The 21,566-nt window shown below is 64.1% G+C and carries 27 protein-coding genes; 15 read left to right on the forward strand and 12 right to left on the reverse strand.

Going from position 1 to position 21,566, the window contains the following annotated elements; all coding sequences use genetic code 11:
- From sufD to AC1DJB_RS09365, 6 genes are all read left to right on the forward strand, one after another.
- Entirely contained in the window at window positions 1–1,329 is a 1,329-nt protein-coding gene (sufD, locus tag AC1DJB_RS09340) for a Fe-S cluster assembly protein SufD (RefSeq protein ID WP_284988213.1), read from the forward strand.
- Between the two features lie 26 nt (window positions 1,330–1,355).
- Window positions 1,356–1,712: a non-heme iron oxygenase ferredoxin subunit gene (locus AC1DJB_RS09345; protein WP_059389267.1), complete on the forward strand. Its 357-nt coding sequence runs from the start codon at window positions 1,356–1,358 to the stop codon at window positions 1,710–1,712.
- A gap of 38 nt (window positions 1,713–1,750) precedes the next feature.
- Window positions 1,751–2,545, forward strand: a complete 795-nt coding sequence (sufC, locus tag AC1DJB_RS09350; RefSeq protein WP_284988212.1) for a Fe-S cluster assembly ATPase SufC — start codon at window positions 1,751–1,753, stop codon at window positions 2,543–2,545.
- Between the two features lie 14 nt (window positions 2,546–2,559).
- On the forward strand, window positions 2,560–2,892 hold the full coding sequence (locus AC1DJB_RS09355) for a metal-sulfur cluster assembly factor (RefSeq protein WP_059389266.1): 333 nt from the start codon (window positions 2,560–2,562) through the stop codon (window positions 2,890–2,892).
- A gap of 126 nt (window positions 2,893–3,018) precedes the next feature.
- Complete coding sequence (locus tag AC1DJB_RS09360) at window positions 3,019–4,428, forward strand: class I adenylate-forming enzyme family protein (protein ID WP_476910156.1); 1,410 nt, start codon at window positions 3,019–3,021, stop codon at window positions 4,426–4,428.
- On the forward strand, window positions 4,421–5,638 hold the full coding sequence (locus AC1DJB_RS09365; protein WP_441437872.1) for a thiolase family protein: 1,218 nt from the start codon (window positions 4,421–4,423) through the stop codon (window positions 5,636–5,638). The genes AC1DJB_RS09360 and AC1DJB_RS09365 overlap by 8 nt, the downstream gene beginning before the upstream one ends.
- Here AC1DJB_RS09365 and AC1DJB_RS09370 read toward each other — a convergent pair.
- The 4 genes from AC1DJB_RS09370 to AC1DJB_RS09385 form a co-directional block, all read right to left on the reverse strand.
- Entirely contained in the window at window positions 5,635–6,258 is a 624-nt protein-coding gene (locus AC1DJB_RS09370) for an energy-coupling factor transporter transmembrane component T family protein (RefSeq protein WP_059389265.1), read from the reverse strand. The two genes, AC1DJB_RS09365 and AC1DJB_RS09370, sit on opposite strands and share 4 nt — an antisense overlap.
- Entirely contained in the window at window positions 6,255–6,986 is a 732-nt protein-coding gene (locus AC1DJB_RS09375; protein ID WP_441437873.1) for an energy-coupling factor ABC transporter ATP-binding protein, read from the reverse strand. The genes AC1DJB_RS09370 and AC1DJB_RS09375 overlap by 4 nt, the downstream gene beginning before the upstream one ends.
- 18 nt (window positions 6,987–7,004) lie before the next feature.
- The gene (locus AC1DJB_RS09380) at window positions 7,005–7,619 is read right to left on the reverse strand and encodes a biotin transporter BioY (RefSeq protein ID WP_059389263.1); all 615 of its coding nucleotides are present in this window, start codon (window positions 7,617–7,619) and stop codon (window positions 7,005–7,007) included.
- A gap of 158 nt (window positions 7,620–7,777) precedes the next feature.
- Window positions 7,778–8,551, reverse strand: a complete 774-nt coding sequence (locus AC1DJB_RS09385) for a YrzE family protein (RefSeq protein WP_441437874.1) — start codon at window positions 8,549–8,551, stop codon at window positions 7,778–7,780.
- A gap of 224 nt (window positions 8,552–8,775) precedes the next feature.
- Here AC1DJB_RS09385 and AC1DJB_RS09390 point away from each other — a divergent pair, with 224 nt between their 5' ends.
- Window positions 8,776–10,374, forward strand: a complete 1,599-nt coding sequence (locus tag AC1DJB_RS09390) for an ABC-F family ATP-binding cassette domain-containing protein (RefSeq protein WP_306959633.1) — start codon at window positions 8,776–8,778, stop codon at window positions 10,372–10,374.
- A 29-nt stretch (window positions 10,375–10,403) separates the two neighbouring features.
- Here the strand turns inward: AC1DJB_RS09390 and AC1DJB_RS09395 are convergent, their stop codons facing one another.
- From AC1DJB_RS09395 to AC1DJB_RS09415, 5 genes are all read right to left on the reverse strand, one after another.
- Entirely contained in the window at window positions 10,404–10,847 is a 444-nt protein-coding gene (locus AC1DJB_RS09395; RefSeq protein WP_059389261.1) for an SRPBCC domain-containing protein, read from the reverse strand.
- 72 nt (window positions 10,848–10,919) lie between these two features.
- Complete coding sequence (locus tag AC1DJB_RS09400; RefSeq protein WP_441437875.1) at window positions 10,920–11,405, reverse strand: YbaK/EbsC family protein; 486 nt, start codon at window positions 11,403–11,405, stop codon at window positions 10,920–10,922.
- Entirely contained in the window at window positions 11,389–12,243 is an 855-nt protein-coding gene (locus AC1DJB_RS09405; RefSeq protein ID WP_441437876.1) for an SURF1 family cytochrome oxidase biogenesis protein, read from the reverse strand. The genes AC1DJB_RS09400 and AC1DJB_RS09405 overlap by 17 nt, the downstream gene beginning before the upstream one ends.
- Window positions 12,244–12,522 (reverse strand): hypothetical protein, encoded by a 279-nt coding sequence (locus AC1DJB_RS09410; protein WP_059389258.1) that lies wholly within the window; start codon window positions 12,520–12,522, stop codon window positions 12,244–12,246.
- Entirely contained in the window at window positions 12,519–13,043 is a 525-nt protein-coding gene (locus AC1DJB_RS09415; protein WP_441437877.1) for a DUF3099 domain-containing protein, read from the reverse strand. Before AC1DJB_RS09415 ends, AC1DJB_RS09410 begins: the two co-directional genes overlap by 4 nt.
- 153 nt (window positions 13,044–13,196) lie before the next feature.
- Between AC1DJB_RS09415 and AC1DJB_RS09420 the strand changes: the two genes are divergently transcribed.
- Together AC1DJB_RS09420 and AC1DJB_RS09425 are read left to right on the forward strand one after the other, a co-directional pair.
- Window positions 13,197–13,922 carry a beta-ketoacyl-ACP reductase gene (locus tag AC1DJB_RS09420; RefSeq protein WP_476910157.1) on the forward strand — a complete coding sequence of 242 codons (726 nt, stop codon included), beginning with the start codon at window positions 13,197–13,199 and terminating at the stop codon, window positions 13,920–13,922.
- A gap of 88 nt (window positions 13,923–14,010) precedes the next feature.
- Window positions 14,011–14,760 carry an SDR family oxidoreductase gene (locus AC1DJB_RS09425; protein WP_284988202.1) on the forward strand — a complete coding sequence of 250 codons (750 nt, stop codon included), beginning with the start codon at window positions 14,011–14,013 and terminating at the stop codon, window positions 14,758–14,760.
- Between the two features lie 86 nt (window positions 14,761–14,846).
- Here the strand turns inward: AC1DJB_RS09425 and serB are convergent, their stop codons facing one another.
- Window positions 14,847–15,740 (reverse strand): phosphoserine phosphatase SerB, encoded by an 894-nt coding sequence (serB, locus tag AC1DJB_RS09430; RefSeq protein ID WP_284988201.1) that lies wholly within the window; start codon window positions 15,738–15,740, stop codon window positions 14,847–14,849.
- A gap of 125 nt (window positions 15,741–15,865) precedes the next feature.
- On the opposite strand from serB, the gene AC1DJB_RS09435 reads away from it, so the two are divergent.
- The 3 genes from AC1DJB_RS09435 to AC1DJB_RS09445 are packed head-to-tail and all read left to right on the forward strand — an operon-like array spanning window position 15,866 to window position 18,282.
- On the forward strand, window positions 15,866–16,651 hold the full coding sequence (locus tag AC1DJB_RS09435) for an ABC transporter ATP-binding protein (RefSeq protein WP_059389255.1): 786 nt from the start codon (window positions 15,866–15,868) through the stop codon (window positions 16,649–16,651).
- A gap of 19 nt (window positions 16,652–16,670) precedes the next feature.
- Window positions 16,671–17,456, forward strand: a complete 786-nt coding sequence (locus tag AC1DJB_RS09440; RefSeq protein WP_059389254.1) for a sulfite exporter TauE/SafE family protein — start codon at window positions 16,671–16,673, stop codon at window positions 17,454–17,456.
- A gap of 7 nt (window positions 17,457–17,463) precedes the next feature.
- A complete protein-coding gene (locus AC1DJB_RS09445) occupies window positions 17,464–18,282 on the forward strand; it encodes a TrmH family RNA methyltransferase (protein ID WP_441437878.1) in 819 nt (272 codons plus the stop codon).
- A gap of 30 nt (window positions 18,283–18,312) precedes the next feature.
- Here AC1DJB_RS09445 and AC1DJB_RS09450 read toward each other — a convergent pair whose 3' ends face one another.
- Together AC1DJB_RS09450 and AC1DJB_RS09455 are read right to left on the reverse strand one after the other, a co-directional pair.
- Window positions 18,313–18,582 carry an aldo/keto reductase gene (locus tag AC1DJB_RS09450; protein ID WP_441437879.1) on the reverse strand — a complete coding sequence of 90 codons (270 nt, stop codon included), beginning with the start codon at window positions 18,580–18,582 and terminating at the stop codon, window positions 18,313–18,315.
- Between the two features lie 16 nt (window positions 18,583–18,598).
- Window positions 18,599–18,766 (reverse strand): hypothetical protein, encoded by a 168-nt coding sequence (locus AC1DJB_RS09455; RefSeq protein WP_284752806.1) that lies wholly within the window; start codon window positions 18,764–18,766, stop codon window positions 18,599–18,601.
- Window positions 18,767–18,922: 156 nt separating this feature from the next.
- Here AC1DJB_RS09455 and AC1DJB_RS09460 point away from each other — a divergent pair, with 156 nt between their 5' ends.
- The 3 genes from AC1DJB_RS09460 (at window position 18,923) to AC1DJB_RS09470 (ending at window position 21,528) form a co-directional block, all read left to right on the forward strand.
- The gene (locus AC1DJB_RS09460) at window positions 18,923–19,498 is read left to right on the forward strand and encodes a carboxymuconolactone decarboxylase family protein (RefSeq protein ID WP_441437880.1); all 576 of its coding nucleotides are present in this window, start codon (window positions 18,923–18,925) and stop codon (window positions 19,496–19,498) included.
- Window positions 19,499–19,508: 10 nt separating this feature from the next.
- Window positions 19,509–20,408 carry an RNA polymerase sigma-70 factor gene (locus AC1DJB_RS09465; protein WP_441437881.1) on the forward strand — a complete coding sequence of 300 codons (900 nt, stop codon included), beginning with the start codon at window positions 19,509–19,511 and terminating at the stop codon, window positions 20,406–20,408.
- A gap of 409 nt (window positions 20,409–20,817) precedes the next feature.
- Window positions 20,818–21,528 (forward strand): hypothetical protein, encoded by a 711-nt coding sequence (locus AC1DJB_RS09470; RefSeq protein WP_476910158.1) that lies wholly within the window; start codon window positions 20,818–20,820, stop codon window positions 21,526–21,528.
- Window positions 21,529–21,566: the final 38 nt, after the last annotated feature.

Raw genomic sequence — 21,566 nt, forward strand, 5'->3', positions numbered from 1 at the left:
ATGACTGAAATCACTACTGAAAAGGCCCGCATCGGCGCGCCCTCGGCACAGCCATTTATTGACGGCTTCACCGAAGAAGGCGAGAACCTCTCGCCTGTCAACACCGGCACGAACACGTCTTCCACCTCGGAAAAGACCTCGGAACAGGCTCCTTCGGCCGGACCGCTTGCGGGCGCCTCGGCCAAGAGCCACTCCCACGGCGGCGGCGTTGGAATTCCGGACAGTTCGCGCGCAGGTCGACTGACCTCGTACAAGCTGGCCGACTTCAAGCCCCTCACCGGACTGGAAGAAGACTGGCGCTTCACCCCGCTCAAGCGGCTTCGCGGCCTACACAACGAGGTCCTCTCCGGTTCGGCACCGTCGGTCGCCGTGACCGCCCCGGAAGGCGTCGTCGTCGAGACCGTGGGGCGGGACGACGTCCGCATCGGCTCCGCAGCCATCCCGGAGGACCGCGTGTCCGCCAACGCTTGGGAGAACTTCACCGAGGCCACCGTCATTACGGTGCCCGCGGAGCTCCAGCTCGACGGCGAAGTGTCCGTCCTGCTGACCGGCACCTCGACTGAAGCTTCCGCCCAGCACATCGTGCTCGTGGCAGGGCGCTTCTCCAAGTCCCGGATCGTCCTGGACCACCAGGGCAGCGCGATCGTTTCGGAGAACGTCGAAATCCTCGTCGAAGACGGTGCCGACCTGACGGTCATCTCGCTCCAGGAATGGAACGACGACGCCGTTCACGCCTCTTCGCAGCAGGCCAAGCTGGGCCGGGACGCCAAGTTCAAGCACATCGTGGTCAGCCTCGGCGGCGACGTCGTGCGCATGACTCCGTCCACGCGCTTCACGGCGCCGGGCGCGGAAGCCGAGATGTTCGGCCTGTACTTCGCCGACGCCGGCCAGCACCTCGAGCAGCGCTTGTTTGTTGACCACGCCGTGGCCAACTGCAAGTCCAACGTCCTCTACAAGGGCGCCCTGCAAGGCCGCAACGCGCACACGGTGTGGGTCGGCGACGTCCTGATCCGCAAGGAAGCAGAAGGCACCGACACCTACGAGGCCAACCGCAACCTGGTCCTCACTGACGGTGCACGCGCCGACTCGGTGCCGAACCTGGAAATCGAGACCGGTCTGATCGAGGGTGCCGGCCACGCCAGCGCCACCGGCCGCTTCGACGATGAGCACCTGTTCTACCTGATGGCACGCGGCATTCCGGAAGACGTCGCCCGCCGTTTGGTGGTCCGTGGCTTCCTCAACGAGATCATCCAGCAGATCAAGGTACCGGCACTCGAAGAGCGCCTCACCGAAGCTGTTGAGCGTGAGCTCGCCGCGAGCGACAACTAATTCAAGCCAAGCAGGGAAAACAGACTATGAGCGATCAGCCACAAGGCGAACTGGTATGCAACGCCAACGAGATCCAGGTCAAGCAGGCGCTGCGCATCCTGATCGATGACTACCCCGTAGCCATCGTCAAGGACTCGATGGGGGAGATCCACGCCATCGGCGACACCTGCTCGCATGCGGACATTTCGCTCGCCGAGGGTGAAATCGAAGGCTGCGCGATCGAATGCTGGGGCCACGGCTCCCAGTTCGATCTCCGCACCGGACAGCCCTTGCAGCTCCCTGCCTATGACCCCGTCCCCGTCTTCGCCGTCACCCTCGACGGTGACGACGTCTACGTGGACGTGACCAACGTTGTGAACGGCGCGTCAGTACAGAACTACTGAGCGCCAAGTGCCTAAAGACTTACGAAAGAAAGAAGAGCATGTCTACTCTTGAGATCAAGGACCTGCACGTCAGCATCGAGACGGAGCAGGGTACCAAGGAGATCCTGAAGGGCGTCAGCCTGACCATCAAGACCGGCGAGACCCACGCAATCATGGGCCCCAACGGTTCGGGCAAGTCCACCCTGGCGTCTACCATTGCCGGCCACCCGCGCTACAACGTCACGAGGGGCACCATCACGCTCGACGGCGAAGACGTATTGGCCATGACCGTTGACCAGCGCGCCCGTGCAGGCGTCTTCCTGGCCATGCAGTACCCCGTAGAGGTTCCGGGCGTCACCATGACCAACTTCCTGCGCACCGCCAAGACGGCAATCGACGGCGAAGCTCCCGCTCTCCGCACCTGGACCAAGGATGTCAAGGCGGCCATGCAGCAGCTGCGCATCGACGCCGACTTCGCACAGCGCAACGTCAACGAGGGCTTCTCGGGCGGCGAGAAGAAGCGCGTGGAGATCCTCCAGCTCGAACTCTTCAAGCCGAAGTTCGCCGTGCTTGACGAGACCGACTCCGGCCTGGACGTCGACGCGCTCAAGGTCGTCTCCGAGGGTGTCAACCGCGCCCACGCCACGGGCAACATGGGTACTTTGCTCATCACCCACTACACCCGCATCCTGCGCTACATCAAGCCGGACTTCGTCCACGTGTTTGTTGATGGCCAGGTTGTCGAAGAGGGCGGCCCCGAATTGGCCGACCGCCTCGAAGAAGAAGGCTACGACCGTTACGCCACGGGCGCCGGCGCAGCCACCATCGCTGCTGCCGCAGCAGCACAGGCCTAGTTAGGACTCCCGCCATGACCGAAATCAACGCGGCTCGCACCAGCCTCGAGGACGTCGAGGAGGCGCTCAAGGATGTCATTGACCCGGAACTCGGTGTCAACGTGGTGGACCTTGGGCTGCTCTACGGTCTGAAATACTCGGAGGAGGACGGCGCCCTGCTCATCGACATGACGTTGACGACGGCGGCCTGTCCGCTGACGGATGTCCTCGAGGAGCAGGTCGGCCAGTCCCTCGACGGCATCGTCGACGACTGGCGCCTCAACTGGGTATGGATGCCGCCATGGGGTCCCGAGCGGATCACTGACGACGGCAAGGACCAGATGCGGGCACTCGGCTTCAACATCTAGGATCCCCACCGCCCGATTAGAGTACGACGACGGCCGGTCACCTTCCAGCGAAGGTGACCGGCCGTCGTCGTACCCGCACAGCGTCACAGAAGGCCGGGGAGCTGCCGCACAGGCTAAAATTCGATGATGCCTTTTCTGGACAAACTTCAGCTCTGGGCCGATGACCGCCCCGACGACACCGCCGTCGTCGTCGGCGGCAAACGGCTCAACTGGGCTGACCTTCGGGACGCCGCAACGTTGCGCCTGGGCGAGACCGCCGCGACGACGATACTCGCCGAGCCCAATTCCCTGGACTTCGTGGTGGCGTACACGGCCGCGGTGGCCGGCGAGCGGCGCTGCGCCGTGCTCGACCCGTTGTGGCCGCACGCCATGATCGATGAGGTCACCGGAAGGATGAGGCAAGCCGGGTCCGCCACCGGCCGCGAGCGTGGCAATGCCGACGAGCTGTCCGACGGCGATCCGGACTCCACGTTCCTGATCGGCCTGACATCCGGAACCACGTCCGTGCCCAAGGCCTTCACCCGTTCACGGCGTTCGTGGCAGGTCTCGTTTGACGCCTCCATCGAATTCTTCGGGCTCACACGGGAGGACAGGACGCTCGCGCCCGGACCGCTGGCCGCGAGCTTGAACCTCTACGCCTTGTCCGAATGCCTGTATGCCGGGGCGGCCTTCCATACCCTGGAGACCTTCGACGTCGGCGATGTCCACGCGGCCATCGCTTACGACGGCGTCACCCGCCTTGTCCTCGTGCCTACGATGCTGCGCCTCTTGAGCGAGCGCGGATTGACCGGGGGCGTGGACGCATCCGGTGTTCGGAGCATTATTTGCGCAGGCTCGAAGCTGGACGCCCGTACCCTTGAGGCGGCCAGGCGGTGGGCGCCCAATGCGGCAATTTTCGAGTATTACGGTGCGTCCGAGCTCAGTTTCGTTTCCGGAACGCGCCTTGCCGCCGGGGAACCGCTCGACGCCGGCGGAACGGGAATCGGCCAACCGTTTCCCGGCGTCGAACTCAAGATCATGGACGACGACGGCGCGGAGCGGCCCGAAGGGGCAGACGGGAATATCTGTGTCCGCTCCGGCATGGTCAGCAACGGGTATCTGTGGGGCGACGACGGCCAAGCGCTGCGGTGCTTTGACGGTTGGTACACGGTGGGGGACCAGGGCTATGTGGACTCCGGTGTCCTCCACATCCTCGGCCGTCGGTCCGACATGATCATCACCTCCGGGAGGAACGTCTATCCCCACGAGGTGGAACTCGCCCTGGCATCGGTCCCCGGGGTCTCGGCGGCTGTAGCGGCCGGGATGTTGGACGAAGTGCGCGGCCAGAAAGTCGTCGCCGGAATCGTACCCGCCTATGGTTCGGTGACGGCAACCCAAGTGAAGACGGGACTGGACGGTTTGCTCGCCCGGGACAAGCGACCCCTGCGGTATTTCACCCTGTCCGAATTGCCCGTGACGGACCGCGGGAAGGTCAGCCGCCAAATGTTGCTCGACTGGATTGAGAACAACGATCCGCGGGCGAAACCCCTTGCCTAGCCGTGAGCGGGCCACGGGGCTGGACCCCTCGCGCCAGCCGGTGATCATCGCCGCCTTGCGTACACCAATTTGCCGGGCCAATGGGCAACTGAAGCCGCTTCGCGCCGAGGAACTCCTCGCTCCCGTGCTGCGCTCACTCCTGAAAGCCACCGGTGTTGCCGGCTCGGGCGTCAGCGACGTCGTCATCGGCAATGCGGTGGGCGGGGGCGGAAACCTGGCCAGATATGCCGCATTGCTCGCGGGACTGCCCGTGGGTGTTCCAGGACTGACCGTGGACCGGCAGTGCGGTTCCGGACTCGACGCCATCGCCCTGGCCTCCCGGCTCGTGGCCGCGGGGGGTAACGGCGTCTTCCTCGCCGGGGGTGTGGAGAGCATCAGTACTGCTCCGTTGCGTGCCAGGCGAAATCCGGACCCCGACGGCGAGCCGGACTTCTACACCCGCGCCACCTTCGTGCCGCCCGGGTTCGGGGATCCGGACATGGGTGTGGCCGCTGAAAACGTAGCGCGGGAGTGTGGCGTCAGCCGGGAACAACAGGACGGGTTCGCCGTGCGGAGTCACGAGCGCGCCGTCGCTGCCCGTGCCGCCGGCGCATTCGCCTCCGAAATTGTTCCCTTGGAAGCCGGGGGCGTCGTAGTGCAGGCGGATGACGGACCCCGGGCATCCCTCAAGGCCGGACTCATGGCCCGCTTTCCGTCGGCATTCGTACCGGGCGGCACTGTTACCGCCGGAAACTCGTGCTTCGACGCTGACGCGGCCTCCGCCGTCGTGATCACTTCACTCGAGCGAGCACGGCAGCTTGGTGCCGCCGACGGATTGCTCGTCCTGGGCTGTGACACCGCGGGCGTGGACCCGGAATTGCTGGGGCTCGGAGCTTCGGTGGCGGCCAGACGGTTGCTGGCCGGGCTCGATCTTGAACCTGCGGAACTGGACCTCGTGGAATTCAACGAGGCATTCGCTTCGCAGACCCTCGCCTGCCTTGAGGCGCTGGGAGTGGAACCGGAACGGGCGAACCTCGACGGCGGTGCGCTGGCGTTGGGACACGCCTACGGTGCGTCGGGCGCTGTCCTGGTAACGCGGCTACTTGCCCAGGCCCGCAGGATTGCCGAAGATCAGCCCGGCCGGGAGAGCCTGGCACTGGCAATGATCAGCATCGCGGGTGGCATGGGCACGGCGGCAATGTTCCAGTACTCCCAGTTGCAGGGCAATTAGTCTTCCGCGTCGCCAAGACCGCGCGCGGCCAGGGCATCGCCGGTCTGGCGCGCATAGGCAACCGTGGTGATGAATACCGGCAGTACCAGGGCGCGGGGATTGCGTTCGAGGCCGCGCGCACGGGCTGAGTCACGGACATCGGAGAATGCGCCGGCGATGAACGGAAGGCTGCGTAGCATAATGGCGATGGTCAGCGCGAAACGCTCGGGGTCCGCCCCGAACCGCTTGAACGGCTTGGACAGGGCAACCACCCCGTCCAGCAACGCCTGCACCGGAGTCGTGACCGTCAATACCGACGCCGCAACGACGCAGACCAGCACATTGAGCACGATCCGCGCGGCTACGGGGCCGCCCAGTTGCCACCATTGGAAGGCGCCGATCACGGCGAGGATGGGCGTCACGAGCCACACGGAACGCGCGAGACGTTTGAGCCCCGCGCCGCTGAGCAGGAAGAGCACGCACATCACCCCGAGGACGGCTGCCGAGACAAGCCAGTCGACAACGAGGAACGACGCCAGGCCGCAGCCGGCAACGAGCAGGAACTTGAGCCATAGGGGAGTGCGGTGCACGATCGAGTCGCCCGGCACGTAATTCGGGATCAGGACCCCGTGGCCCCTCACGTCGCCTCGACCTTGCCATGTGCGGGCTCAGCGGCGCACAGCGCGCGGTAGTGTTCGACGGCGTCGGCTGCTCCGCCGTCGAACACTATCCGTCCGCAATCCACCACCAGGGCACGATCCGCTTCGAGGGCGAGGTCGAGATCGTGGGTGGACATGATGATCTGTTGCTCCAGGCCCGCAAGGGTCCGCCGGAGCAGCTCCCGGTTGCGCAGGTCCAGCAATGTTGACGGCTCGTCGAGGACCAACACGCCGGGGTTTACCGCGAGGACTGCGGCCAGGGCGAGTAGTTGCCGTTCGCCGCCGGACAGCTCGTAAATGCTTTGGTCGGCAAGGTCGAGGAGCCCGAACCGTTCCAGGACAGCTTCCGCCCGGGCTGTACGCTCCTTGGAGTTCTTGATGGAACGCCGCAGTGATAGTTCGACGTCTTCCCGCCCGGTCGGCATGACCAATTGCGACAGGGGGTCGGTGAACACGAATCCTACCTGGCTGCGGACCTGGCGGACGTCAAGCAAGCTGTCGGCGCCGTTGACGCTGACGGTGCCTTCGCTGGGCGCCACCAAGCCGTTGAGCAAGCGCAGAAGGGTGGACTTTCCCGAGCCGTTGGCCCCGATGACTGCGATGCGTTGCTCCGTGAGTTCCAAGGAGACGTCCTGCAGCAAAGTCTTGGGCGCCGGGCTGCCATCGATGGCTACGCGCACCGCGACTTCGCTGAGAATGATGGTGTTCATGTACTGATTGTTCCCGCTTTACTTGACGCGGCGGACCAGGATGTCCGGGAAGGCCTTGTGGAGCGAGACGGCGATGATCGCAGCAAGGACGTTCTTGATGGTGTCGCCGGGGTAGTAGGGCAGGTCGGCCAGGAATGCCTTGGCGAAGTCGAACTTGCCATTGACCATGAAGCCAAGCACTCCGAGGCCGTGGATGAGGACGATCGTGCTGATCATGGCTGCGGCAAACAGGAAAACGGCGCGGTATTTGACGGTCTTGCGGATCACGATTGCCGCCAGCCAGCCGGTGGCGGCCGCCGCCAAGGGAAAGGCGATGATGTAGCCGGCCGACGGTGTCGCCAGGATACCGAGCCCGCTGCGACCTCCGCTGAAGATCGGCAGTCCCGCGAAACCAAGCAGGGTGTAAAGACCGACGGCGGCAAAGGCCCGTCCGCCGCCGAGCACAAGGCCCGTGAGGATGACGGTGAGGGTCTGCAGGGTGATCGGCACGCCGAGTGCGCCGACAGGAATGCCTGGAATCAGTGTTGAGGCGGCCACGAGGGCTGCGAATACCGCGATGAGGCCGATGTCCGTGGACGTCCAGCGGGTTCGGGGTGAAGTTTTTCGCGTGGATGCGGTTTCGGTGCTGCTCATCGTGAGTCCTATCTGGTGCCGGGGCAGAGGGAATCCCCTGAAACCGACACTACAGAGCGGCCTGACACTGCATTTTGTAGGGTGTCCACGAGCAACGCGCCCGGGCCTTGGGGCCAAGGTACAAAGAGCGGCGCTGTTGGTTGCCGGAGCCGCCTTGGCTAAGCCTCGACGTCCTCTGCTGTTGGGGTAAAGCCCGCGCGGTCAACCCTGCGGTGGTAGTGCATTCCAGCCAGTCCGCCCAGTGCCGCGGCGATGAGGGTCACTGCTGCCACGACCAGGGCGGCGATGATGCCGATGGTGCTCAGCTGTCCCTCATTCACCGGAATCCTCGGGAAACTGTTCACGGTGGCGAGGATATTGAACCGCGGTCCGGCGAACAAGCCCAGCAACGCGACCAGCACGGCGACAATAATTGCCCAAAACCAGACCATGAGCCCCTGCCTGATGCCGTTGAACCGGGCCATGCGTCCGGCAACGTAGCCGCCGCAATAATAGGAGAGGAACAGGATCACCAGAAGCGCGATGATCCCGGCAATGCCAACGGGCTGCGATGATGCCAGGTTCGCTGCGTCACTGACGTTCGCGTTGTTCGCGAGTCCAACAGCGATCCCGGCGGCCGCCACGAGGGCGACCAGGAGCACGGCCATTCCCGTGGCGGTCAGCCAACCGAAGAAGGCCGAGCCGATCTTGATTCCGCCGAACTGCTCCTTTTCGCGGGCGATGACTGTCTCGCGGGTGGCGGCGTTTGGGTCTGATGCGGCGGGAACCACGGGGTAGCTGCTCGTCTCGTCGACGTAGCTGTTGTCAGTGTAGCCAGGGCCGGTTCCAGGTACATCTCCTACCCGGTCACGGCGTGGTTCGGTGTAAGGGACTTCATCCTGGCCGCGGTGGGCCCGGACGTGTTTGCCATCGGATCCTGTTGTGCTGCTCATCGAGAGCCTCCTTCGGAATCGTCCTACCTTCACCTAACCACGCACCGAAAATAGTAGCAAGGGTGCTTACTATTTCGGGGCGTTCCGCGCCCTGCCCTGGCGCTGGCGAGTGTGGGACCCCGTGGGCGGTAGAATCGTAAAGGCCGTTTGTTCGGCCCCTCCACTTCAGCCGCGCCTTGACTTCGGGTGCTGCGGGTGTTCCCCATTGAAAGGCATCCCCCGAATTGATTACCGTCCAGGAACTCGAACTGCGCGCCGGCGCCCGCCTGCTCATGGACCAGGTGAGCTTCCGCGTGGACAAGGGGGACAAAATCGGTCTGGTGGGCCGGAACGGTGCAGGCAAGACGACCCTCACCCGCGTCCTCGCCGGTGAGGGACTCCCCGCTGCCGGCAAGGTTGCCCGCAGTGGCGAGATTGGCTACTTGCCCCAGGATCCCCGGACCCCGGACATGGAACAGCTTGCACGCGACCGCATCCTTTCCGCCCGCGGCCTCGACGTGGTGGTGGGCAAGCTGAAGCAGGCGCAAACGGACATGTCCAGCGAGGACGCCACGGTCCAGCGCAAGGCCATGAACCGCTACGACCGTTTGGAAGCCGAGTTCCTCGCGGGAGGCGGTTATGCGGCCGAGGCGGAAGCCGCAGCTATTTCCTCCAACCTGGCACTTCCCGAGCGTCTCCTGAACCAGCCGCTCAAGACACTCTCCGGCGGCCAGCGCCGCCGCGTGGAACTCGCCAGGATCCTCTACTCGGACGCCGAGACCCTCCTCCTGGACGAACCCACGAACCACCTCGATGCAGACTCCATCACGTGGCTCCGCGACTTCCTCAAGGGCCACCAGGGCGGGCTGATTGTGATCAGCCACGATGTGGAGCTCCTGGAAGCCACCGTCAACAAGGTCTACCACCTGGACGCCAACCGGGCGCAGATCGACTTCTACAACATGGGTTGGAAGCGCTACCTGCAGCAGCGAGAAACCGACGAGCGCGCCCGAAAGCGCGAACGCGCCAATGCCGAGAAGAAGGCCCAGGTCCTCATGGACCAGGCCAACAAGATGCGTGCCAAGGCCACCAAGGCCGTGGCCGCGCAGAACATGGCGAAGCGTGCCGAACGGCTGCTTGGCGGCCTGGAAGCAGTCCGCGAGAATGACCGCGTGGCAGCCTTGCGTTTCCCGGATCCTGCTCCGTGCGGCAAGACTCCGCTCACGGCAGAGGGTTTGAGCAAGTCGTACGGCTCACTGGAAATTTTCACCGACGTGGACCTGGCAATCGACCGTGGCTCCAAAGTGGTCATCCTGGGCCTCAACGGTGCCGGCAAGACCACCCTCCTGCGGATGCTCGCGGGGGTGGACAAGCCGGACACTGGCGATATCGTCCCGGGCCACGGGCTCAAAGTGGGCTACTACGCGCAGGAACACGAAACCCTGGACCACGACCGCACGGTCCTGGAGAACATGCGTTCATCGGCTCCGGACATGAAGGACGCAGAGGTCCGCGGGATCCTCGGGTCGTTCCTGTTCTCGGGTGACGACGTCGACAAGCCGGCAGGTGTGCTTTCCGGCGGTGAGAAGACGCGGCTGGCCCTCGCCACGATCGTGGCCTCAAGTGCCAACGTGCTGCTACTCGACGAACCCACCAACAACCTCGACCCGGCCAGCCGCGCCGAGATCCTGGGCGCACTGCGAAACTATTCCGGCGCCGTCGTGCTCGTCAGCCACGATGAGGGCGCCGTGCAGGCCCTGAACCCGGAACGTGTTGTCCTGCTTCCGGACGGGGTCGAAGACCACTGGAACGAAGACTACCTGGACCTCATCACGCTCGCTTAGGGCTGAGGGTCAGGGCCTTTCCCACGGCGTCAGGGCATTTCCCACGGCACGGAGGCAAGCGGGCGGCCCAGTTCAATGTAGCTTTTCAGATTGGACAGGACCGCCGACCAGCCGCGGCCTGCGATCGCCAACTGTTCGTCGTCGGCGATGTTCCTGTGATGGACCGTGAGCCTTGCAATGCCGTCATGCGACTCGATGGTGAACGTGACAACGTCGGGCTTCACCACCGCTGGAACCGCGGGATCCTCCCACGTGTTCACCAGGCGCGCCGGGGGTGTTGCTTCCAGGATGGTTCCCACGACGTCGGCGGTTCCGGAGCCGTCCGTGCGCTGGTGTTCCCATCGTGAACCTGCCTTCCAATCCGAGACATTGGCATGGCCCCAGTATTCAGCGCTTTGGGCTGCGTCCGTGAGCGCCGTCCAAATCTGGTCCGCGGTTCCTTCGATGTACGTGACGTAGGTGTATTCAGCCATGCTCAACAGCCTAGCCCCAGGCCGCAGCGGAACGACGGCTCCGCCGGATCAATAGCCCGGCGGACTGCTGGCTCAGCGGACCTTGAGGGGCTGGGCGGCCGTAATCCGCTGGAGTTCGCAGTAACTGATGGAGAACATCGAGTTATGGTCACCCGCGCCCGCCCAGAGCAGTGGATGCTCCTCGAGCGAGATGTCGAGGATGGTTCGTAGGGGCCGCGGGTGTCCAAGGGGAGCCACGCCGCCTACGGCCTGGCCGGTGTGCTCCAAGACGAAGTCCGGGCTAGCCCGGCGGATCCTGGCTGTGCCCAAGGAATCCGCGACCAAGGCGGTGTCCACCTTCGCGGCCCCGCTCGCGAGAATCAACAGGGGAGTGCCGTCGAGTTCGAAGACGAGGCTGTTGGCGATGGCCGCAATGTCGCAACCCAGCAAGGATGCTGCCGCAGCGGCGGTGGGGACATCGTCGTCGAAGGTGAGCACCGTGTCCTGGGCGCCCGCCGCGGTCAGGGCGGACTTCACGTTCAGCACGGAGGCCGGGATCGTTTCAGTAGCCTTGCGCATCCAGGATGGCGTCTTCCTCTTCTTCGGCCGTTGGCCGCTTTGATTTCCGTGGCGCGGGTGCCTTCGGACGAGGCATCGCGCTGATTTCTTCTTCCTCGTCCTCGGCATCAATCCGGGCATTGCGGGCCTGTTGCCTGGCAGCGTAGCCGAAACCAACGAACATCAGCACGCCGAACGCGAACCACTGCAAGGAGTAGGAAAGGTGGGTGCCCTCGTCGGTGGCCGGCTTGGCGAACGGCGCGGGCATCACCTGGACGGCGGGCGATTCCGTGGCGAGCTGCCCGTAGGCCCCGGTCATGATGGGATAGCCAAGCTCCGTGGCATATGAAGGGAGGTCGATCGATGCCAGCTGGCCGTCCACGGCGCCGCGGCCCAGATCCGGTTCAGAGGCCTTCAAGCGGGCGACGACGGTAACCTCGCCGACCGGCGGGGCCGGGATGCTGTCGGGGTGCCCGGGCGTCTTGTTTCCGATGGGCAACCATCCGCGGTCAATCACCACGGCGTCGCCACTCGACAATCGGAACGGGACCACTACTTCGTACCCGGGCTGGCCGTTGAGGGGACGGTTACGGACGACTCGTTGGCCCGCAACGTCATACCTTCCGTGGAGCTCAACTTGTGCCCATTCCCGTTCGGGGTCCAGGGACTGGAACTCCGCCTTGGCGGCGGAGAAGGGAAGGGGAGCGGCCGAGTAGTTGGTGACAACGCGGTTGATCTCGGCCAACGTCTCGGCCCTGCGGTCCATTTGCCAGCGACCCAGCAAGACGCAGCCGGTGGCGAAGATCACGGCCAAGACGAAGTAGCCCAGCCACTTGCTGGAAAAGAGAAAGCGGTACATTCAGCTGGCCTCGCCTGGGTCAGTGGTCATCGCGAACGGGATGGTCTCTTTCCAGAGGCCGCGGGTCTGCAAGTAGTCCTCCAACCATTCCCGGTGTTCCTCGCAGGACAGCCATACTTTGCGGCGCTCGGGAGTGTGGATGCGGGGATTGTTCCACAGGAGCTGCCACGTCGCCTCGGCGCGGCACGCCTTGCGTGAGCAGACGGCCGGATGCGTCCCGCCCCGGCCCGCGTGCTCTTCATTCTCCAGCCCAAGGCCGCCCATAGTGAAGATATTCATGAAGCCGCCTGTTCTTCCCCGCCGAGCGGATATCGCTGCTTGCTGGCACCGGTGTTGTCGGCTGGTTCCGGACCGGAAGCGTCCTGGACGGTGGCGTCGTCGCCGTCGTCGTCGATGAGTTCGCCTTCCAGGACAGTGACGGGCGCCGCCGACGGCGCCCCTTCTTCAGCCGGTGCCGCTTCCAGCTCGACGGCCGGGACGTAGTCCAGCAAGGCGTCGCTGTGGACTTCGGCCTTGTCGCTGCCATTGGCGATCACTACGGCAATCCAGGGCAGGAACACGGCCCCTGCGACAGCGATGATCTTGAACCAGCCGTCGACCACGAAAATGAGGAGGAGGCACACCAAGCGGATACCCATTGCCAAGGCGTACTTGATCATTCGTTCGCGCATGTCGTCCGAGTGGGCGGCGGCGGCGTCGGTAATGCTATGCACCACGGGGTCACCTGATACGGCGTCGGGGTCCCCGGGCGCCTGCAGGGGACTGCTATCTCTTGTCACGGCTGATTCATCACGCTCCAACGGCTTCCCTCAATTCTCTCACCCTTGAACGGGCCTCCCAAACCGCGCCAGGTGCAGCTACCCGCGGCCGGGGCCTCGCGGCGGCTAAGATCGATGCAGGAAATCACCCACTTTCAAGCGGCACAGTCCTGCCGCGGAACTCTGGAGAGCAGCATGTCTGAAGCAGTATCAACCGCCCGCAGCGTCCTCATCACGGGCGGAAACCGCGGCATCGGCCTGGCTATCGCAGAGGCATTCCTCGCCAACGGCGACAAGGTCGCCGTGACCTACCGCAGCGAAACCCCCCTTCCCGAGGGCATCCTTGGCGTCAAGGCCGATGTGACGGACGAGGCCTCCCTCGACGCAGCGTTCAAGGAAGTCGAGGCCGCCCATGGACCCGTGGAGGTTTTGGTAGCCAACGCCGGGATCACCAAGGACACTCTCCTTTTGCGCATGAGCGAGGACGACTTCACGTCCGTCATCGACACCAACCTCACGGGCGCCTTCCGGGTGATCAAGCGTGCCTCCAAAGGCATGATCCGCCTGCGCAAGGGCCGGGTTGTGCTGATCTCTTCCGTGTCGGGTCTCTACGGCGCACCGGGACAGATCAATTACTCGGCCTCGAAGGCGGGCATGGTGGGCATCGCCCGTTCCCTCACCCGCGAACTTGGTAGCAGGGGCATCACGGCGAACGTGGTGGCACCGGGGTTCATCAACACGGACATGACCGCCGAGCTTCCCGAAAACACCCAGAAGGCCTACTTGGCGAGTGTTCCGGCCGGCCGCTTTGCCGAAGCCTCCGAGGTGGCCAACGTGGTCCGCTGGATTGCCAGTGACGAAGCCGCATACATTTCCGGTGCCGTCATCCCCGTGGACGGCGGCCTGGGCATGGGCCACTAGATCACCAATCCCGCTGGCATGATTGACTCGGAATTAATAGAAGTTGGATGTTTTCAACAAGTTGGACGTTTTGAATAAAGGAGCACGAATGGGACTGCTGGACAACAAGACGGCAATCGTCACCGGTTCTTCGCGCGGCATCGGCGCTGAAGTAGCCAAGATCCTGGCTGGCGAGGGCGCTGCCGTCGTCGTCAACTACCGCCAGAAGGCCCCCCGGGCCAACAAGGTAGTCGGCGAGATCCAGGCGGCCGGCGGCCGTGCCGTAGCCGTTGGCGCGGACCTGACCACGCAGGAAGGCGTCCAGGCGCTGGCCAGCGCCGCCATGGAGGAATTCGGTTCGCTGAACGTCCTCGTGCTCAACGCTTCCGGCGGCATGGAGTCCGGCATGGAAGAGGACTACGCCCTCAAGCTGAACCGCGACGCCCAGATCAACATGCTCAACGCCGCAGTTCCGCTGATGCCGGAAGGTTCCCGCGTGGTGTTCGTCACGAGCCACCAGGCGCACTTCGTCGAGACCGTTCCCACGATGCCCGAGTACGAGCCCGTTGCCCGGAGCAAGCGCGCCGGCGAAGACGCATTGCGTGAACTTCTGCCGAACCTTAGCGACAAGGGCATCTCCCTCGTGGTGGTTTCCGGCGACATGATCGAGGGCACCGTGACGGCCACCCTGCTGGACCGCTCGAACCCTGGCGCCATCGAGGCCCGCCGGGCCGAGGCCGGCAAGCTGTACTCGGTGGAGGAGTTCGCAGCCGAGGTGGCGAAGATGGCCACGGCCGACGTCGAGAGCGGCCACACCGAGTACGTCGGCGGCGCCGATTACTTCGGCAAGAGCGCCTGATCACCTCTTAGCGCATAAAGAAGCGGCCCGGGACTGTCTGAATGACACTGTCCCGGGCCGCTTCGTCGTTGCGCGTGCATTTCCGCCTAAACGCCGGCGATATGCCGGACCGCGTCCAGGTACGGCATGTTGATGGCGGCATCGGCTACCGCCCGGACGGCAGGCTTGGCGTTGAACGCCACACCGATGCCCGCAGCGCCCAGCATGTCCAGGTCATTGGCACCGTCGCCCACTGCGATGGTGTGCTCCAGGTCGATTCCCTCGGCGGCTGCCCACTCGCGAAGGTACTTCTCCTTGGCGGCGCGGTCGATCACGTCGCCAAGGACCTTGCCCGTCAGGAAGCCGTCAACGATTTCAAGTTCATTTGCGATCCAGTAGTCCAGGCCGAGTTCCTCAGCGATGGGCCGAAGGATCTGGTTGAAGCCACCGGATACCACCGCCACCGCATGGCCGGCGGCCTTGAACGCGGCCACGAGTTCCGCGGCCCCCTCGCTCAGGCGCACCTCAGCGCGGACGGCGTCGACGACGGCGGCCGGCAGGCCTGCGAGGACCGCCACCCGGGCGTGGAGGCTTTGCGCGAAGTCCAGTTCGCCGCGCATCGCAGCCTCGGTCACGGCGGCTACTTCCTCGCGTTTGCCGGCGTGCGCGGCAAGCAGTTCGATCACTTCCTGCTGGATCAAGGTGGAGTCCACATCCATGATCAGCAGCTTGCGCGAAGCGTCACGCAGCGCGTCGGCGACAATCGCGGTGTCCATGCCCGGTGCGGAGGCCTCGGCGACCCTGCGCCGGAGGCCTGACAAGTCGGTGTCAGTAGCCCCGTCAACGGCCAGGCCCATGGTATAGACCCCGAAGCGCTCGTCGCCCGAACGCGACTCCGACGTGAAGGTAGCCCCCGATCCGGACAAGACCTTGCGCAGGTGTTCAAGCTCCGAAAGGGACAAATTCACGCCATAGCTGACCGCGGTCAAGTTCGAACTCATGGCTGCAATCTTAGCGAGCGGGGAACCGCCGCCCGAACTCGTGCTTCATCCACGTCGTCGCGCAAACCATGTGACCGGAGTTCCAGTTATCTATCGCCCCTATTTTTGTCCTAGTGTCTACTCCTATGAGTGATGTTCTTGAATTGGCTTCCGTCAGCGTTGTCCGAGGTACCAAGACCCTGCTGGACAAGGTTGACTGGCAGGTCAATGAAGGCGAACGCTGGGTCATCCTCGGTCCCAACGGTGCCGGAAAGACCACTCTGCTCCAGATCGCCGCAGCCCGGATGCATCCCACCAGCGGGAAGGCCGGGATCCTGGACGAGACGCTAGGCCGGGTGGACGTGTTCGAGCTCCGTCCGCGGATCGGCCTTTCCTCTGCGGCCCTGGCTACCCAGATCCCGGAACAGGAAAACGTGTTGAACGTCGTGGTCACCGCGGCCTATGGTGTGACCGGCCGCTGGCGTGAGGGATACGAGCGCGACGACGAGCGCCGGGCCTTCGGCCTTCTCAACGAGTGGGGCATGGGTCCGCTGCTGAACCGCTCCTTCTCTTCGCTTTCCGAGGGCGAGCGCAAGCGCGTGCAGATCGCCCGGGCCCTCATGACCGACCCGGAGCTGCTCCTCCTCGACGAGCCGGCCGCCGGCCTGGACCTCGGCGGACGCGAAGAGCTCGTCCACAAACTGGGTGAACTCGCCCGTGACGAGGACGCCCCCGCCATGGTCCTCGTGACGCACCACCTTGAAGAAGTTCCTCCGGGATTCACCCACGCCATGCTGCTTCGCGACGGCGGGGTGGTTGCCGCAGGACCCATCGAGGAAGTCCTGACCGCGGAACACCTCAGCAACACCTTCGGCCTGCCCCTGGATGTGACCGAAAACTCCGGCCGATACACGGCCACCGCCCGCCGCTAGGCCGGGGCAGCGAGAAGCAGTGGAGATCCTTAGCGGCATCCTGATCTTTTTCGCGGGCTTGTGGGCCGGAACCATCAACAGCGTTGTCGGCTCCGGCACCCTGGTGACGTTCCCGGTCCTCATCGCCCTGGGCTACGCGCCCGTCACGGCGACCATCAGCAACGCCATGGGGCTTGTGGCCGGCAACGTGACAGGGGCCTGGGGCTACCGACACGAACTCAGGGGCAGGGGCCGGCAACTGCTCAGGCTCTTGCCGGCGTCGTTGCTTGGCGGCATCACGGGTGCTTGGCTGCTGCTGCACCTTCCGGAAAAAGTCTTCTACTACGCCGCTCCCATCCTGATTGTGGTCGCGCTGCTCATGGTGCTCTTCCAGCCGAAACTCCAACGGTGGGTCCAGGACCGGGCCGGCAACCCGGAGCACGCCATCCACGACAAGCGGCACACCGTGATCCTGGTGGTGTTGGTGTACCTCGCGGGGGTCTACGGCGGCTACTTTGTCGCAGCCCAAGGCATCCTGCTCGTTGGCATTCTGGGTGTCTTCATGACCGGCACCATCCAGAACGCCAACGCCATGAAGAACATCCTGGTGCTGGCCGTCAACGTAGTGGCAGCCTGCTCCTACCTCTTGTTTGCCTTTGGCCGGATCGAATGGCCGGTGGTGGCAGTCATCGCGGTCAGTTCGTTGATCGGCGGTCTGGTGGGCTCCAAAGTGGGACGGCGTTTGAAGCCCCTCGCGCTGCGCATCGTGATCTTCGCGCTCGGCATCGTGGCCCTCGGGTTCATGATCGCCAACCTGCTGAAATAGGAACCCCGTGACTTTCCACTACCTCGAGTCGGCCGACGATCCGTGCGTTGCCGACTACACGCAATTGACGGATGTACACCTCCGCAAGCTCCGCGAGCCTGCTGAGGGCATGTACATCGCAGAGTCGTCACGGGTCCTGCGACGCGCCCTCGCGGCCGGGCACCAACCCCGTTCCTTCTTCCTGGCGGAGAAATGGTTGGAAGACCTCGACGACGTCTTCCAACAGTTCCCGGAGGTCCCGGTCTACGTCGGCAAAGCTTCGCTGCTCGAGGAAATCACCGGATTCCACCTGCACCGCGGTGCCATGGCGGCCATGCATCGCCCCGCACCGGTGCCCCTCGAGGAACTTCTCGCCGATTGCGTTCGTGCACGAGGGCGATCAAGGATCGCAGTGCTTGAGGACCTTACCGACCATACAAATGTCGGAGCCGTGTTCAGGTCAGCCGCGGCCATTGGCGTCGACGCCGTGCTGGTGTCACCTCAGTGTGCCGATCCGTTGTACCGGCGCTCGATCAGGGTCAGCATGGGCACAGTTTTTCAGGTGCCGTGGACAAGGGTCGACCCGTGGCCAGCTAGCATCGAACAGCTGAAAGAGGCGGGCTACTTCGTGGCAGGCATGTCCCTGGGGGAGGGAGCCATCACTCTGGATGAGCTGGTGGCCCAGGATCATCAAAACCTGGTGCTGGTTTTCGGAACCGAAGGCGACGGGCTGAAGCCCGAGACAGATCAACTACTTGATGCCCGCGTGACGATTCCGATGATGAACGGCGTCGACTCGCTGAACGTTGCTGCGTCGTCGGCTGTCGCCTTCTACGCGACGAGGTAACGAATGGCACGAAGGAAAATCTGAGACGGGTCAGGGTGCCCAGACATGCATCTGCTGCACGTCGATGCTGTCCGTGCCGAGCCGTGCGAGGCTCGCCTCGGTGCACTCGCGGAGATAGCCCTTGGGGAAGGCCTCCGAGACCGGCGTATCGGCCGCCGCGGGCCATTGCCTGTTCTTCGGCGAGGCCTTGGTCGCGACGACCACCGGCTCCTGCCGATCGGTGAGCACCATCCCGATCAGCTGCTCGCTGTGTCCGTCGCCATATCCCATGGCAGCCCTGACGCGTCCTGACCGGGTCATTCGCTTGCTCGAGTCATCACCGCAGGGGATCGTCTTTGCGCCGTGCCGCCTGCTTCAGCTCGGCGATCCGCAGCCGAAGGAAAACAATGACGAGGACCAGGGCGTACACCGCCAGTCCGGCCAGCACGAACGTGACGATCGCGTACAGAACCCCAATAACACTGAAGGCTGGACTTAAATTCACTGGTTCCCCCCAATAATCGTTAGCCCTAGGCTACGCGGGCGGGGACAGTTATCAGATCAGGTGGACGCCGCCCTCTGGCGTCACGTCGCTGTCACAGATCGGGCGCGGGCGGTGTCTTCATGTCGTAGGACCCAGAACAGACCCGCAGGAGGAGTCATGACCAGCAGGATCCCGGCCGCAGAGATCACCGGTTTCTACGGCGCACTCATCAAGAAATTCAGCGCGAAGATGTTTGGCAAAGTCCCGGAATCGTTGGGCGTCACGTGGCACAACCAGCCCGTTCTCAAGGCATCCATGGGCTTCGGACAGAAGCTGCAGAAGTGGAACAGGTGTGACGAGTCGCTGAAGTCCTACGCGCACATGGCCGTGGCCTCACTCATCGGTTGTACGTGGTGCCTGGACTACAACTACTTCATGGCCCACAACCACGGCCTCGACCTGGAAAAGGCACAGCAGATCCCGCGCTGGCGTGATTCCGGGGTCTTCACGCCCCTGGAGCGGGACGTGCTGGAATATGCCGAAGCGATGAGTACGACCCCCGTAACGGTCACTGACGAGCTCGCTGCCCGGCTGCTGGAGCAGCTCGGCTCACCGGGCCTGGTTGAGCTGACCAGCGTTATCGGCTTTGCCAACCTCACGACCCGCGGCAACGTCGCCCTGGGCATTGAGTCCGAGGGTTTCGCGGATGCCTGTGGCTTGAAGCCGCTCGCGGCACGAAGCGGCGCGCGGTAGCGTGGCGGGCATGAGTAGCTCCGGCGCCGCCGACAGCTTGGACCTTTTCGTCACTCATCGCAGCCTGCTCTTCACCGTCGCCTACGAAATGCTTGGCTCCGCCGCCGATGCCGAGGACGTGGTGCAGGAGGCCTGGCTGCGGTGGTCTGACCTGGGCACCGGAGCCCGCGCGGAGGTGCGTGACCCGCGGGCCTATTTCGTCCGTATCGTCACCCGCCAGGCGCTCAACCGCCTCCGCACGCTGTCACGACGGCGGGAGGATTACGTCGGGGAATGGCTGCCCGAGCCCCTGCTCACCGTGCCGGATGTCGCCGAGGACGTGGAACTGGCCGAAAGCGTCTCGATCGCCATGCTCACGGTTCTCGAATCCCTCACCCCTGTGGAGCGGGCGGTTTTCGTATTACGGGAGGTTTTCGACGTGCCCTACGAGGAGATTGCCGAGGCCGTGGGCAAGTCAGCGGCCGCCGTGCGCCAGATCGTCAGCCGTGCGCGCTCTCATGTGGCCGCCCGCCGCCCCCGCATGCGCGTGGACCGCAGCGAGCAGCAGGAAGTCGTCCAACGGTTCCTGGCGGCGGTCACCACCGGGGATGTGCAGGGCTTGATGGATGTGTTGGCGCCGGACGTCGTACTCATCGCCGACGGCGGCGGCATCGCGCAGGCGGTTCGGGTGCCGGTGTACGGTGCGAAGAAGGTGACAAATCTGCTGCGGTCCTTCCCAGAGGCCGCGCTCAACCCGAAAATCGCTCTGCTTTGGCTCAACGGCGGCCTCGGCATCCGGATCGACGACGAAGCAGGCGGTCCGTCGCTCATCAGCCTGGTGGTGGAGGACGGCAGGATCGCGCGGATCTTCGCCATGCGTAACCCGGACAAGCTGGGCCACTTGGAGGAGGAGACCCAGTTGGTGCGCTAGCCGCTCCGACCCTCCATTGCGATCTCGGCGCAGGTCGGCGTGGCCTCGTACAGCTGAAGTGGGATCCACCGCTCCACATGCGGACTTCTGAGACAAAGTGCAGCATGATTCTTTGGCTGGGGTCTGCTGTCTCTTCGCCAACTCGAGCCCGCGATTCCGACCCGTCGAACACTAGACGGGCGAGCCAAGCAACAGCCGGCGCTCTGCCCCGGTCGGGCACGCCTGCGGCGCGAAGGGTCTGAGCGTCGTTATCCGGCTCATCCGATAGGTGGACCAGGCAAAACCGAATCGGCGCACAATCTAGTCCCCGAGGATGACGTTTCCGTCGACGCCGCAAAATAAAGTGAAAGACGGCTATCACCTTTGGCGTTGCTGATTCCAAGTCAATCAGAGGTTAGGGGACAACTTGATGAATGCACTGAAGAAGTTGCTCCCGGGAACCGCGGCACTGGCAGCTTCCGCGGACTTCTCCATGTCGATCCCGGACGGGTACGTCGCAGAACTCACCAACGACGGCGGCGTGCAGCTCCGCAACCAGTCCGCCCGCATCGTGATTCCATTCATCAGTGCCCCATGGGCACTCGACTCCAACGGCAAGAAGCTCCCGACGTCGTATACCGTCAACGGGCCCAAAATCACCCAGCACGTCAACACCAACGGTGCTGCCTATCCAATCGTCGCGGATCCCTCGATCCAGTGGATTCCATACCCGGTCGTCGCCATGTACGGCTGGGAGGCTGACATCGTCCGCAACATCGGAAACGTCTGGCAGTCCAGCTCAGGGCTTCTCCTGTGGGGTTGCTACGGATCCAGGATTTGGAATCCTGGAGCCGGGGCCATACCCGTGCCAGCCCGCGACTGCGCAGAACGCACGAGGAGAAACATGCTTGTCTTCCGGTACATCTATAGTGCTGTATTCGTCTTCGCAATGTTCTGGGCGATCTTTCTCGAAGACCTCCCTGTCTTCGGGCGGCTCGTCTTCCCGCTCTTTGTGCTCATTCCTCTGATACTCAACGAAATACAGATCCAGAAGACGCGGAAGCTGAAAGCAGAACTCCGCTCACGCGAGGCAGAGTCCTTGCCGAACGACGTCCACCACGACTACAGGGAAGCAAACTAGCCAGGACACTTGCAGGCACTCCTGACAGGCGCGGCCAA

It is taken from the genome of Arthrobacter sp. 01T428, from assembly GCF_056398685.1.